The sequence below is a fragment of the Streptomyces sp. NPDC003034 genome, assembly GCF_053591375.1.
This window is the reverse complement of sequence record NZ_JBSFTS010000009.1, coordinates 1-13,218: the sequence shown is the minus strand read 5'-3', so window position 1 is coordinate 13,218 and position 13,218 is coordinate 1. Positions and strand designations below refer to the sequence as shown.

The following is a 13,218-nucleotide window of genomic DNA, read 5'->3' as shown; positions in this document are numbered from 1 at the left end:
CAAGCCACCGGCTCCGCTCGCCAGGCCGTAATCGACAAGCTTGGGGAAGCCAGCGCGCACCAGCGCGTTCGGGCCGCCCCTGGAGCCCTCGGCTACGCAGCCCCGTTCCACATCACCGCATGGCACGGGAGCTTCTTCAGCGCCAACCCCCGAAGGACCTCAAAACTGGATCACTTAGGGAGCGGGGTCAGGGTCACGAGTAGCGTTCGCGGAGTTTGTACTTGAGGACCTTGCGCAGGGCCTCGTTGCGGGGGAGGGCCTCCAGGAGTTCGAGTTGTTCCGGGAGCTTGTGGGGGGCCAGACCCTCCGCGCGCAGGTGCGCCGTCAGTTGGGGCAGGGTCAGTGGGGTGGCGCCGGGGGGCTGTTCTACGACCGCGCAGACCCGTTCGCCGCGTTCCGGGTCCGGGAGGCCGATGACGGCCACGTCGCCGACGCCGGGGAGGCGGTGGAGGAGGTCCTCGATCTCCTTGGCGGAGATGTTCTCGCCCTTGCGGATGATGACGTCCTTGCTGCGCCCGGTGAGGACGAGGTAGCCGTCCCGCGTGAGGTGGCCGAGGTCGCCGGTGATCAGGTAGCCGTCGGCGTCGAAGGGCTCGCTCGCCGGGTCCTGGTTCAGGTAGCCGCGGCAGACGGCCTCGCCGCGCAGGCGTACCTCCCCGTCCGTGCCCGCGGGCAGCGGTGTGCCGTCCGGGGCGGTGATGCGGACGGACATGGCCGCCGGGGGCCGGCCCTCGGTGGTGGCCAGGTGCTCGGCGGTGTCGTCCGGGTCGCCCATGGTGATCATCGGAACCTCGGTCATGCCGTAGCCGTGGGTCAGCTGGCAGCCCAGTTCCCGTACGACCGCGTGGTAGATCTCCGGCGGCTTGGGGGCGCCGCCGCCGGCGAGGAGGCGCAGGCTGGGGATGAGCGGTACGCCGGGAGCCTTGCGCTGCTCGGCCAGGAACATGGAGTAGAAGGCGGTTGATCCGCCGGCCACCGTCACGCCGTGGCGGCGGTAGCCGTCGAGTGCGTCCGGCATCGCGAACTTTTCGAAGAGCACCGCGGGGAAGCCGTAGAGCAGCAGCATCACGGTGTAGTCGGGCCCGGCTATGTGCGCGAAGGGGAAGGCCATCGAGCCGACGTCGGCCGGGGTCGGGCGCAGGGCGTGGGCGAGGCAGGAGCCGCCGGCGAGCAGGGAGCGGTCGGTGTGCAGGACGCCCTTGGGGTCGGAGGTGGTGCCGGAGGTCCAGTAGATCCACCGGACCTCGGTGCCGTCGGCCGGGGGCGGCGGGAGTACGGACGGGTCGCCCTCGGGCAGGGCCCCGTACGCCTCGAACACGCCGCGGGCACCCAGCCGCCGGGCCATCGCCGGGTAGTCGAAGCCCCGCCAGACGCCGGGGACGGCGAAGAACTCGGCCTTCGCCTCGCGCAGCGCGAAGCCCACCTCGCGGTCCCGGTAGAAGGGGATGACGGGCGACTGGACGGCGCCGAGCCGGGCGAGGGCGAGCGAGAGCAGCACGGTCTCGATGCGGGTGGGGAGCTGCCAGGCGACGACCGTGCCGGGGCGTACGCCGAGGGCGTGGAGGCCGGCCGCCACGCGCTCGGAACGGGCGTGGAGCTCTCCGAAGGTCAGTCGGCGGTCCGCCGGGGCGGTGTCGGCCGCCTCGATCAGGACCGTGGCCCCGGGGGTCAGGGCGGCCCGGCGGGTGACCAGTTCCCACAGGGTGCGGGACCGGCTCAGTTCCTCCGCGGTGCCAGCCATGTCTGCGCTGTCCGCGAGTTCAGCGATGCCCGTGGTGCCCGTGGTGCCCGAGGTGTCAGAGGACCCAGCGGCATCCGTGGTGCCCGTGGTGCCCGTCGTGTCCGCGGTGTCCGTCATTCCAGACCTCCCTTGGCCCATCACCTGACGACACGTCAGATTGTGCGGCGAGCGTAGAGCGGCGGTGCTTGTCGGTCCAGGGGTGGCGGGACTAGCTTGTTTCTGACGATCCATCAGATTGGGGAGATCAATGGAACTGCCTCGGATCATCAGCGTCGACGACCACGTGATCGAGCCGGCCCACCTGTTCGACGTGTGGCTGCCCGCCCAGTACCGCGACCGGGGGCCCAAGGCGCTCACCGCCGGCATCGGGGAACTCCGGTACACCGGCGGCAAGTACGTGATCTCCATGGACCCCGACGGCCCGCCGACCGACTGGTGGATCTACGAGGACCTGAAGTTCCCGTACAAGCGCAACATCGCCGCCGTCGGCTTCGACCGCGACGACATGACCCTGGAGGGCATCACCCGCGAGGAGATGCGCAGGGGCTGCTGGGACCCCCGGGCACGCCTGCGTGACATGGACCTCAACCACGTCGAGGCCTCCCTGTGCTTCCCCACCTTCCCGCGCTTCTGCGGGCAGACCTTCGCCGAGGCGCGGGACAAGGAGGTCGCGCTGGCCTGTGTACGCGCGTACAACGACTGGATGGTCGAGGAATGGTGCGGCGACAGCGGGGGCCGGCTGATCCCGCTGTGCATCATCCCGCTGTGGGACATCGACCTGGCCGTCGCCGAGGTCCGGCGCAACGCCGGCCGCGGGGTCCGCGCCGTGACCTTCTCCGAGATCCCCACCTACCTCGGGCTGCCCTCGATCCACTCCGGCTACTGGGACCCCTTCTTCGCCGTCTGCCAGGACACCGGGACGGTCGTCAACATGCACATCGGGTCCAGCTCCCAAATGCCAGCGGCCTCCCCCGACGCGCCGCCCGCCGTGCAGGCCGCGCTCAGCTTCAACAACGCCATGGCCTCGATGATGGACTTCCTCTTCAGCGGGGTCCTGGTGAAGTTCCCGGCGCTGAAGCTGGCCTACAGCGAAGGCCAGATGGGCTGGATCCCGTACGCCCTGGAGCGCGCCGACGACGTGTGGCAGGAGCACCGCGCCTGGGGCGGGGTCCGCGATCTGATCCCCGAGCCGCCGTCGACGTACTACTACCGGCAGATGTTCTGCTGCTTCTTCCGCGACAAGCACGGCATCGCCTCGCTGGACGTGGTCGGCCGCGACAACGCCACCTTCGAGACCGACTACCCGCACGTGGACTCGACCTTCCCGCACACCAAGGAGGTCGCCCTCGACCACGTCAAGGGCCTCGACGAGGAGACCGTCTACAAGCTGATGCGCGGCAACGCCATCCGCATGCTCGGCCTGGATCTGGATCTGGACCGGGATGTGGACCGGGAGGTGGCTGTGGATTCAGCCCAGGTTCCCGCCCCGGAGCGGGCCGAGTAGTGGATCTCACCTACACCCCGGAGGAGCAGGAATTCCGGGCGGGGCTGCGCGCATGGCTCGGCAAGGTGCTGCCCGAGCTGCCCGCCGAGCCGTCGCCCGACGACTGGCCGGGGCGGCGCGCGTACGACCTCGGCTGGCAGCGCAGGCTCTACGACGCCGGTTACGCGGGCCTGCACTGGCCCCTCGACGCGGGGGGCCGCGGGGCCACCCCCACCCAGCACCTGATCTTCCTGGAGGAGACCGAGCGCGCGGGTGCCCCGTACATCGGCGCCAACTTCGTCGGGCTGCTGCACGCGGGCCCGACCATCGCCGCCGAGGGCACCGCCGAGCAGCGGGCGCGCTGGCTGCCGCCGGTACTGCGCGGCGACGAGGTGTGGTGCCAGGGCTTCAGCGAGCCGGAGGCGGGCTCCGACCTGGCCGCGCTGCGCACCCGGGCGGTCCGGGACGGCGACGACTACGTCGTCACGGGCTCGAAGATCTGGACCTCGCACGCGGAGGTCGCCGACTGGTGCGAACTGCTGGTACGGACGGACGCGGAAGCCCCGAGGCACCGGGGGATCTCCTGGCTGGCCATGCCGATGGACGCGCCCGGGGTCACGGTCCGGCCGCTGCGCACGCTGGCCGGGACGGCGGAGTTCGCCCAGGTGTTCCTCGACGAGGTACGGGTCCCCGTCGCCAACCGGGTCGGGGCCGAGAACGACGGCTGGCGCGTCACCATGGTGACGCTGTCCTTCGAGCGGGGCACCGCCTTCGTCGGCGAGGTCGTCGCCTGCCGCCGGACCCTGGGCGAGCTCGCGCGCGCGGCGAAGGCCAACGGCCGCTGGGACGATCCGGTCCTGCGGCGCAGGCTCGGCCGGCTGTACGGGCAGTTCGGCGCCCTGTGGCGGCTCACGCAGTGGAACGTGAGCGAGTCGCGGACCACGGGCGGCGTCCCCGGCACGGGCGGCTCCGTCTTCAAGCTGGCCTACTCGCACGCCCGCCAGGAACTGTACGACACGGCGGCGGAGGTCCTGGGGGCCGGCTCCCTCGCCCTGGAGGAGGAATGGGTCCGGGGCCGCCTGTCGTCGCTCTCGTACACCATCGCGGCCGGCACCTCGCAGATCCAGCGGAACATCGTCGCCGAGCGGATCCTCGGCCTCCCGAAGGGCCGGTGAGCGGCATGCACTTCCAGCTGACCGAGGAGCAGCGGGACCTGCGGGCGGGCGTACGGGAGCTGCTGGCGGGGCGGTACGGGCGCGAGGAGCTCCAGGCGTCGGCGGACGGCGCGGCATCGGTGGCCGGCGCGGCGGCGGTGAACCGGGCCCTGTGGCGGGAGCTCGGCGCGGCGGGCTTCTTCGCGCTGCGGCTCCCGGAGGCGGACGGCGGGGTCGGCCTCGGGCTGCCGGAGGCGGCGCTCGTCTTCGAGGAGGCCGGCCGGGCCCTGGTGCCGGGGCCGCTGGTCGCCACGCACCTGGCCGCGGGCTCCGTCCCGGGGGCTGCCGTGGGCGCCGCGGTGGTGACGGCCTTCGACCTCGGGGAGTCGCTGGTGGCCCACCTCGGCGAGGCGGACGCGGTGCTGGGGGCGCCGAGCCTCCCGGCGGGCGAGCCCGTGCCCTCGGTGGACCCGCTGACACCGTTGCACCGGGTGCCGGCGGGAGGGGCCGGCGCCGCGGAGTTCCGGGACGAGGGCGCGCTGCTGACGGCCGCGCTCCAGCTGGGGAGCGCGCTGCGGACGGTGGAGCTGGCGGTGGCGTACGCGGGGGAGCGCGAGCAGTTCGGGCAGCCGATCGGGGCCTTCCAGGCGGTCAAACACCTGTGCGCGCGGATGCTCGTACGGGCGGAGGTGGCCCGTACGGCGGTCTACGCGGCGGCGGTGACGGCGCGCGGCGGTGAGATCGCGGCGGCGAAGCTCCTCGCCGACGAGGCGGCCGTACGCAATGCGCGGGACTGCCTGCAGGTGCACGGCGGGATGGGCTTCACCTGGGAGGCGGACGTGCACCTGCACCTGAAGCGGGCCTGGGTGCGGGCCGAGCAGTGGCGGACGGCCGCGGAGGCGGAGGAGCTCTTGGCGGAGGAGCTGCTGGCGGCGGAGCTCCTCGCGGCGGAAGGGTGCGGCGCGGGTGTGGGAGGAACGGCGCGGGACGCATGTCCGATTACACGGAGTTGATATCGGTTTGTGTCCTTAGCCGAGTCGTTACGGACCGGAGTCGGCTGCCTGCTCCGGTACGCTCCCACGAATGCGAGCGGTTGAGCGGCGCGAGCGTCGCACAGTATGCACCACGCCCCCTCCTTCGCGCGGGAATATGCCCGAAGCGCTTGTTGTGGTGACTGTAGGTCAACCATGCTCCTCCGCAAGGGGATCACGCGGGGTGATCCCGTCCTGTCGCGAGGCGAAGTGTCCGCCGGTTCGGATGGTGTGAGCGGTGCAGGTGCTTCAGGTTCAGCTGGAGGTAGGAGCGGATCCCGCCGAGGTCGGCCGGGCCCGCCGGTGGGCCCGGTCCCGGCTGGCGGGGTCGGGCATAGGGGAGGACGAGCCGCTCGCCGAGACGCTGATCCTGCTGATCTCCGAGCTGGTCACGAACGCCGTCGTGCACACCGGCTGCCCGGCCGTACTGCGGATGCTGTTCGGCGGGCCGGGGGTGCGGGTCGAGGTGGCCGACGCGAGCGACCGGGCCCCGCATCCACGGCAGGCCGCCGGGGACGACACGGGCGGGCGCGGCCTGGAGCTCGTGGACGGCTTGGCGGACCGCTGGGGCTGGCAGCGCGAGGGTGCGGGCAAGCGGATCTGGTGTGAGATCGACTGCGCGGAGAAGCCCGCGACCGACTGCGCGGCGGACGGGCCTGACGGCGTGTCGGAAGAATGCGGCCCGAGGCGGGAACCGCGCGTGTACCTCTAAAGAGGTGTTGACGGTTCGTAACATGTTGATCACCCTGGTGGGGAGCGATTCGACGCGAGGGGACGCCAAGGGCACGCCTTGACGAGTGCGGGTCGCGGGGTGGCGGCTGCCGTGCCGCGCTCGGGGCTTGCACGCGCGCCGCCGCCACCCGCAGACCACTCCTGCGAGTACCGGAAGACGGCCGCACCGCCTCCTGCCGCCCGGCGGTCACCGGGCGGCAGGAGGCGGTGGTGGTCAGGCGGGTGAGGCTGGTGAGGCTGGTCGGGGTGATCAGGCAGGGACGGGCGACCAGGGGCATACGTGGGCGCTCAGGCGGCGGCGAACGCCGCCTCCAAGCGCGGGACGTAGTCCACGAGGTCCTGGTCCCAGCAGCCCCTTTCGTGACCGCCCTTGCAGTTCTCGCCCCAGCCGGCGCCGTTCCCGTAGTTCACGTAGTGGTACGGGAATCCCAGGGCGTCCAGGCGCTCCTTCGAGTGCCGCGCCGCCGATTGACCCAGAACTCCCCGTCGGCCGGGTTGCCGTTGCCGTTGCCGTTGCCGTTGCCGGTGTAGAGGGCGATGCCCATGCCGGCCAGCTGGTCCATGTGCGCGGTGGGGTCCGCCGCGTTCCACCGCCAGTCGCCGTTGAAGATCGGATACGGCGTGCCGAAGACGGCGTCGCTGGAGACGGCGGGCCCGAAGTCGAGACCGCAGGTGCCGCCGGGGCCGGAGCCGGAGCCGCAGAGCGGCGCGCCGATGTTGGTGAGGGTGGCGACGACGGCGGCGCGGATGACGGCGTGGTGGACGGGAGTAGCGGGAGTAATCGGATCACGTGCCGTGGGGATGTGCTCGATGCCATGGCTCCGAGTCTGGACCGGCCGCTCGCCCATGTAGAGATGATTTCTAGAAATTTTTTCTGGCTCAGACCAGCCGCCAGATCCCGTGGCGGGTCTGCCCCGTATGCGCCGCCCCGTGTCAGAGAATGGCCACCGGGGCCACCGGGGTGCCCGTGGCGCCGACGAAGGGCTCCGGCATCGCGGACAGCAGGAACGCGTAGCGGTTTTCTTGTGCACAGGCTGTGGACAACTTTTCGAGATTCCAGTTCTGGCCCTGGTGCATGCCCATCTCCACCAGGTGCAGCGCGTGCACCGGCAGCCACAGGTCCTCGATCTCCGGCGGGAAGATCTCGAAGGTCAGGGTGTCGTTCGCGACGGCGGCGACGTCCCGGGCGTGGAACCACTGCGGAGTGCGCACGGAGAGGCCGGGGGACGGGAAGCCGTAGCCGTGCCGGTCGCCCGCCAGGTACACCCGCATCTGGCCGGTGCGGACCAGGACGATGTCGCCGGGGCGGACCGTGACTTCGCCGAACTCCTCCGCCTGCTCCAGGTCTTCGGGGGTCACCGCGTGGCCGCCCGGCAGGCGGTCGACCCCCTTCGCGGCTGCGACGTCGAGCAGGACGCCGCGGGAGACGATGGGCCCGGCCTTGTCGATACCGCTGAACTCGGCGCGGCCGTGCGCCGTGATGGAGGAGGCCGGACGGCCGTTGTAGATCCTTCCCGAGTGCGAGACGTGCGTGAGGCCGTCCCAGTGCGTGCCCGCCTGGAGGCCCATGGACACGGCGTCGTCGCTGCACGCCACCGTGCCCGGGCCGAAGATCTCCTGGTTGATCTGCACCATCGTGTGCAGCGGGTTGATCCGCCCCGGGATCAGGCCGGCCTGTACGCCGTCCTCCTTGAGGGGGAGCGCGAGCGGAATCCGCTGGCCGCTGCGGATGGCCGCCGCGGCCGCCCGTACGACCTCGTCGGTGATGAGGTTCAGGGTGCCCATCTCGTCGTCGTCGCCCCAGCGCCCCCAGTTGTTGACGCGCTCGGCGATCTCGTGGAATGCGGCGGGCAGGGTCATGGCCTCATCAGCTCCTCGGCTGGAACGAACGGCGACCGGGGCTTGTGCTCGCCCATCCGGCTGCCCAAGAATCTAACGGACCGTCAGAAAATGCGGGAAGGGGCCGGGCGTGGGGAACTTCTTGGCAGGCAAGGTCATCGCCGTCACCGGCGCGGGCCGGGGCATCGGACGCGCCGTGGCACTCGCCGCGGCGGACGAGGGCGCCAGGGTCGTCGTCAACGACTACGGCGTCGGCATCGGGGGCGGCGAGCCCACCAGCGAGATCGCCGAGGCCGTGGTGAAGGAGATCCTCGCTGCGGACGGCGAGGCCGTGGCCGTCGCCGACGACATCTCCACCATGGCCGGCGGGCAGCGCGTCGTGGACACGGCGCTCACCCGCTACGGACGGGTCGACGGCGTCGCCTGCGTGGCCGGCATCCTGCGCGAGCGGATGCTGTTCAACATGTCCGAGGAGGAGTGGGACCCCGTGCTCGCCACCCACCTCAAGGGCACCTTCACCGTCTTCCGCGCGGCCAGCGCCGTCATGCGCCGGCAGGGCGGCGGCACCCTGATCGGCTTCACCAGCGGCAACCACCAGGGCTCGGTGGCGCAGGCCAACTACAGCGCCGCCAAGGGCGGGATCATCTCGCTCGTCCGCAGCGCCGCGCTCGGGCTGGCCAAGTACGGGGTCACCGCCAACGCCGTCGCGCCCGTCGCCCGCACCCGTATGTCGGCCAACGTCCCCATGGAGCTCAAGGAGATCGGCGAGCCCGAGGACGTGGCCGCGCTGGTGACCTACCTGCTCAGCGACCGGGCCCTCGCCGTCGGCGGCGAAAGGATCACCGGGCAGGTGTACACGGTCGCCGGCCCGAAGATCGCCGTCTGGGCGCAGCCCCGCGAGCTGCGCGCCGCGTACGCCGAGGGCCCCTGGACCCCGCAGAAGATCGCCGACTTCCTGCCCGGGACGGTGGGCACCGACCCCATGCCGATGCTGGCGCAGCTGGAGGCCATGGCCAAGGCGGCGGCCGCCAAGGACCGCCCCAACGCGTAAGGAGCCAAGGCCGGATGGATTTCAGCTTCGGGACCGAGGACGAACAGCTGCGCATCCGCGCCCGGGCGTGGCTGAGGGAGCACCTGGTGGGGCCGTACGCCGGGGCCGCCGGCCGCGGCGGGCCGGGCAGCGAACACGAGGAGCTGGCGGCGCGGCGCGCCTGGGAGCGCGAGCTGGGGCGCGGCGGCTGGATCGGGCAGGGCTGGGACCTCCCGGCCGGGGCGTACGGACAGCGCCGGCTCTCCCTCACCGGGCAGGTGGTGTGGGCGGAGGAGTACGCGGCGCTGCGCGCGCCCGGCCGGGTCGGCCACATCGGCGAGAACCTCCTCGCGCCCACCCTGATCGCGTACGGCAGCCCGGAGCAGCGGGACCGCTTCCTGCCCGGCATCGCGCGGGGCGAGGAGCTGTGGTGCCAGGGCTACAGCGAGCCGGACGCCGGCTCCGACCTGGCGGCGATCCGTACGACCGCGGTACGGGAGCCGGCCGCGGGCGCGGCCGGTGCCTTCCGCGTCACCGGGCAGAAGATCTGGACCTCCCTGGCCCGGGAGGCGGACTGGTGCTTCGTGCTGGCCCGCACCGAGCCGGGTTCGCGGCGCCACCGGGGGCTGTCCTTCCTCCTCGTGCGGATGGACCAGCCGGGCCGCGTCGAGGTCCGGCCGATCCGGCAGATGTCGGGGACGTCGGAGTTCAACGAGGTGTACTTCGACGGGGCGGTGGCGCGGGAGGCCGTGGGCGGCGAGGGCAACGGCTGGACCGTGGCCATGGGACTGCTCGCGCTGGAGCGGGGGGTCTCGACGCTGGTCCAGCAGATCGGCTTCGCGGCGGAACTGGAGCGGGTGCTCGCGGCGTACGCGGGCCGGGGCGCGGATCCGTACGCGGCGCGGTCGGGGGCGACGTACGCCGCGCGGTGCGGGGGGCCGGGCGGGGCGACGGGATCCGCGGGGGCCACGGCTCCCGCCGGGGATCCGGGCAGGGCCCCCGCCGGGGTCCCGGCCCCGGGCCCCGCCCCGGATCCGGCCCTGCGCGAGCGCCTCGTACGGCAGTGGGCCGAGCTGCGCACCATGCGCTGGAACGCCCTGCGGACCCTGGGGAGTGCCGGGGACGCGGGCGCCGCGAGCGTGGCCAAGCTGCTGTGGGGCGGGTGGCACCGACGGCTCGGCGAACTCGCCGTGGAGGTCCGCGGCGCGGCCGCGACGGCCGGTCCGGCGGCGTGGGCGCCCGGTCTCCCGTACGAACTGGGGCTGGACGAGGCCCAGCGCCTCTTCCTCTTCACCCGCGCCGACACCATCTACGGCGGCTCGGACGAGATCCAGCGGAACATCATCGCCGAGCGCGTGCTCGGCCTGCCGAAGGAGTCCAGGTGAGAGGCGTCGTATTCGACGGCAAGCAGGCCCGGCTGGTCCACGACCTGGAGATCCGCGAGCCGGGGCCGGGTGAGGTGCTGGTGGCGACGGCGGCGGCCGGGCTCTGCCACAGCGACCTGTCGGTGATCGACGGGACCATCCCCTTCCCGGTGCCGGTGGTGCTCGGGCACGAGGGCGCGGGCGTGGTCGAGGCGGTCGGCCCGGGGGTGGCGCACGTGACGCCCGGCGACCACGTGGCCCTGTCCACCCTCGCCAACTGCGGGGCCTGCGCCGACTGCGACCGGGGCCGGCCGACGATGTGCCGCAAGGCGATCGGCCGGCCGGGGCAGCCGTTCTCCCGGGGCGGCGGCGCGCTGTTCCAGTTCGCCTCCCATTCCGCCTTCGCGGAGCGCACCGTCGTCCGGGCCGTGCAGGCGGTGAAGATCCCGGACGACATTCCGCTGACATCGGCGGCGCTGATCGGATGCGGGGTCCTGACGGGGGTCGGGGCGGTCTTGAACCGGGCCCGGGTGGGCCTGGGCGAGTCGGTGGTCGTCATCGGCACGGGCGGCATCGGGCTCAATGTCCTCCAGGGCGCCCGGATCGCCGGCGCCACGACCATCGTGGCCGTCGACGCGAATCCGGCGAAGGAGCCGGTGGCCCGGCTGTTCGGGGCGACGCACTTCATCGACGCGTCGGCGGTGCCCGACACGGGCGCGGCCGTGCGGGAGATCCTGCCGACGGGCGCCGACCACGCCTTCGAGTGCGTGGGCGACGTGAAGCTGATCCGCCTGGCCGTGGACCTCCTCGACCGGCACGGGCAGGCGGTGCTGCTGGGTGTGCCCGGCTACAAGGAGGAGGCGTCCTTCCTCGTCGCGTCGATGTACCTGGACAAGACGATCATGGGCTGCCGGTACGGGTCCTCGCGGCCGCAGCGTGACATCGCGCGCTACGCCGAGCTCTACCGGCAGGGCCTGCTGCTGCTGGACGAGCTGGTGACGGAGGTCTACCCGGTCGAGGACTTCGCCGCGGCGGTCGATGACGCCCGCCACGGGCGGGTGGCGCGCGGGGTGCTCACCTTCTGACCCGCGCGGGCGCGGCCGGTGGGGCTCAGTCGGTGAAACGGCCGAAGCGGCCCCGGTGGAAGAGGAGCGGATCCCCCTCGCCGGCCGCGCCCAGGGCCACGACCCGGCCCACGACGATGAGGTGGTCGCCGCCGGTGTGGACGGCGTGGATCCGGCAGTCGATCCAGGCGGGCACGGCGTCGAGCCGCGGCGACCCGGTGACGGGGGCGGGGGTATGGGTGACCCCGGCGAACTTGTCGGCGCCGCTGACGGCGAAGGACCGGCACAGCGGACCCTGTCCGGCGCCCAGGATGTTGACGCAGAAGACCCCGGCGCGGGCGATGCGCGGCCAACTGGTCGACGTACGGGCCACCATGAAGGTGACCAGCGGCGGGGCCAGGGACAGGGAGGCGAAGGACTGGCAGGCGAAGCCGGCCGGCCCCTCCTCGCCGTCGCCGGCCGGTGCGGTGATGACGGTGACCCCGCTGGCGAAGTTCCCGAGGACGGTGCGGAACTCGGCCGAGCCGACCGGCGCGCGCTCGCCTTCGCGGACGGCCCGCAGGTCGGGGCGCGGCAGGGTGTCGACGGGCTGCGACTGCGACTGCGACCGCGGCTGCGGCTGTGGCTGCGCTTGCGACTGCGGCGCGGCGGAGGTGGGGGAGCCGGCTGCTCTGAGGTATCGGACGACGGTGGCCGCCATCCCTGCGTGTCCCATCACACCCCCGATTGAAGCTGACGGCCCATCAGATAGGAAGGGGCCGGATGCTCCGTCCTGAGGCGGCCGGCCCCGCCGTGCCCCCACCCGGGTGAAACCCCCGGCCGCCGCAGGTCCGTACACCCGCGTGCCCGCGGCGGCTCGGCATCGTGGCCACCGACCGCGTCCGACTCGCGTCCGACCGCCGTACTCCCGGGAGGCCCCCATGCTCGGCACCGACTTCCGTACCGGATCACCCAACTGGCTCGACCTCGGCAGCCCCGACACCGGCGCCGCCGCCGGTTTCTACCGCGAGGTCTTCCGGTGGCAGTTCGTCTCCGCCGGTCCGGAGACCGGTGGATACGGCTTCTTCCAGCTGGACGGCAAGACCGTCGCCGCGCTCGGCCCCCTCACGGAGGAAGGGGCGAAGTCCGCGTGGACGGTGCACTTCCTCAGCCCCGACGTACGGGCCACCGCCGAGGCCGTCAGGGCCGGGGGCGGACGCGTCCGCATGGAGCCGATGGACGTCATGGGGGAGGGCTGGCTGGCGCAGTTCACCGACCCGCAGGGCGCCGAGTTCGCCTGCTGGCAGCCCGGCAAGACCGTCGGCTTCGAGGTGGCGTCCGAGGAGAACACGCTGCTGTGGGCGGAGCTCCACGTACCGGACCCGGACGCGGCCATCGCCTTCTACGCCGGGCTGTTCGGGTGGCGGCACAGCGAGATGCAGGTGCCCGGGATGACGTACCGCGTGCTCAGCATCGCCGAAGGGGACCAGGACGAGGCCTCCTTCGGCGGGGTCGCACCCCTGGGGGAGGGGGCGGGTGAGGAGGCGCGCTGGGTGCCGTACTTCAACGTGCCCGACGTGGACGCGACCACCCGGGCGGTCGAGGAGAACGGCGGTTCGGTCCTCATGCCGGGGGCGGACGTCCCGGAGGTCGGCCGGATCGCCTGGGCGGCGGACCCGGCCGGCGCGGTATTCGCCCTGCTGAAGGCACCAGCCCGAGCGGCCCGTACTGCAATTGGACCAGCTCGTCCGCACACACGGCAGCGGCGCCACCGAGGTACACGCCCTGCGCGGCATCGACC

The 13,218-nt window shown here is 72.7% G+C and carries 12 protein-coding genes and 2 pseudogenes; 9 read left to right on the top strand and 5 right to left on the bottom strand.

The genetic code is table 11. The annotated features are described in order from the left end of the window. Positions 1-193: 193 nt before the first annotated feature. Positions 194-1,741, bottom strand: a complete 1,548-nt coding sequence (locus ACWDX7_RS12225; protein WP_451490575.1) for an AMP-binding protein — start codon at positions 1,739-1,741, stop codon at positions 194-196. Positions 1,742-1,988: 247 nt separating this feature from the next. On the opposite strand from ACWDX7_RS12225, the gene ACWDX7_RS12220 reads away from it, so the two are divergent. From ACWDX7_RS12220 to ACWDX7_RS12205, 4 genes are all read left to right on the top strand, one after another. Beyond that, the gene (locus ACWDX7_RS12220; protein ID WP_451490559.1) at positions 1,989-3,245 is read left to right on the top strand and encodes an amidohydrolase family protein; all 1,257 of its coding nucleotides are present in this window, start codon (positions 1,989-1,991) and stop codon (positions 3,243-3,245) included. Continuing rightward, on the top strand, positions 3,245-4,399 hold the full coding sequence (locus tag ACWDX7_RS12215; RefSeq protein WP_451490560.1) for an acyl-CoA dehydrogenase family protein: 1,155 nt from the start codon (positions 3,245-3,247) through the stop codon (positions 4,397-4,399). Before ACWDX7_RS12220 ends, ACWDX7_RS12215 begins: the two co-directional genes overlap by 1 nt. 5 nt (positions 4,400-4,404) lie before the next feature. Further along, positions 4,405-5,391: an acyl-CoA dehydrogenase family protein gene (locus ACWDX7_RS12210; RefSeq protein WP_451490576.1), complete on the top strand. Its 987-nt coding sequence runs from the start codon at positions 4,405-4,407 to the stop codon at positions 5,389-5,391. A gap of 256 nt (positions 5,392-5,647) precedes the next feature. Beyond that, positions 5,648-6,121: an ATP-binding protein gene (locus tag ACWDX7_RS12205; RefSeq protein ID WP_451490561.1), complete on the top strand. Its 474-nt coding sequence runs from the start codon at positions 5,648-5,650 to the stop codon at positions 6,119-6,121. 308 nt (positions 6,122-6,429) lie between these two features. Here ACWDX7_RS12205 and ACWDX7_RS12200 read toward each other — a convergent pair whose 3' ends face one another. The 3 genes from ACWDX7_RS12200 to ACWDX7_RS12190 form a co-directional block, all read right to left on the bottom strand. Further along, entirely contained in the window at positions 6,430-6,552 is a 123-nt protein-coding gene (locus ACWDX7_RS12200) for a hypothetical protein (RefSeq protein WP_451490562.1), read from the bottom strand. Then, on the bottom strand, positions 6,549-6,989 hold the full coding sequence (locus ACWDX7_RS12195) for a hypothetical protein (RefSeq protein WP_451490563.1): 441 nt from the start codon (positions 6,987-6,989) through the stop codon (positions 6,549-6,551). The genes ACWDX7_RS12200 and ACWDX7_RS12195 overlap by 4 nt, the downstream gene beginning before the upstream one ends. Before the next feature lie 85 nt (positions 6,990-7,074). Next, positions 7,075-8,001: a cyclase family protein gene (locus ACWDX7_RS12190; RefSeq protein ID WP_451490564.1), complete on the bottom strand. Its 927-nt coding sequence runs from the start codon at positions 7,999-8,001 to the stop codon at positions 7,075-7,077. A 109-nt stretch (positions 8,002-8,110) separates the two neighbouring features. On the opposite strand from ACWDX7_RS12190, the gene ACWDX7_RS12185 reads away from it, so the two are divergent. The 3 genes from ACWDX7_RS12185 to ACWDX7_RS12175 are packed head-to-tail and all read left to right on the top strand — an operon-like array spanning position 8,111 to position 11,459. Continuing rightward, a complete protein-coding gene (locus ACWDX7_RS12185; RefSeq protein ID WP_451490565.1) occupies positions 8,111-9,031 on the top strand; it encodes an SDR family oxidoreductase in 921 nt (306 codons plus the stop codon). Positions 9,032-9,045: 14 nt separating this feature from the next. Beyond that, positions 9,046-10,395: an acyl-CoA dehydrogenase family protein gene (locus ACWDX7_RS12180; RefSeq protein ID WP_451490566.1), complete on the top strand. Its 1,350-nt coding sequence runs from the start codon at positions 9,046-9,048 to the stop codon at positions 10,393-10,395. Further along, positions 10,392-11,459 (top strand): Zn-dependent alcohol dehydrogenase, encoded by a 1,068-nt coding sequence (locus ACWDX7_RS12175; RefSeq protein WP_451490567.1) that lies wholly within the window; start codon positions 10,392-10,394, stop codon positions 11,457-11,459. The genes ACWDX7_RS12180 and ACWDX7_RS12175 overlap by 4 nt, the downstream gene beginning before the upstream one ends. 25 nt (positions 11,460-11,484) lie before the next feature. Here the strand turns inward: ACWDX7_RS12175 and ACWDX7_RS12170 are convergent, their stop codons facing one another. After that, positions 11,485-12,138 (bottom strand): flavin reductase family protein, encoded by a 654-nt coding sequence (locus ACWDX7_RS12170; protein WP_451490577.1) that lies wholly within the window; start codon positions 12,136-12,138, stop codon positions 11,485-11,487. 220 nt (positions 12,139-12,358) lie between these two features. Here ACWDX7_RS12170 and ACWDX7_RS12165 point away from each other — a divergent pair. Next, positions 12,359-13,135: pseudogene (locus ACWDX7_RS12165) on the top strand (VOC family protein); the annotation flags it as partial. Positions 13,136-13,145: 10 nt separating this feature from the next. Continuing rightward, positions 13,146-13,218, top strand: a pseudogene (locus ACWDX7_RS12160) (ABC transporter ATP-binding protein); the annotation flags it as partial.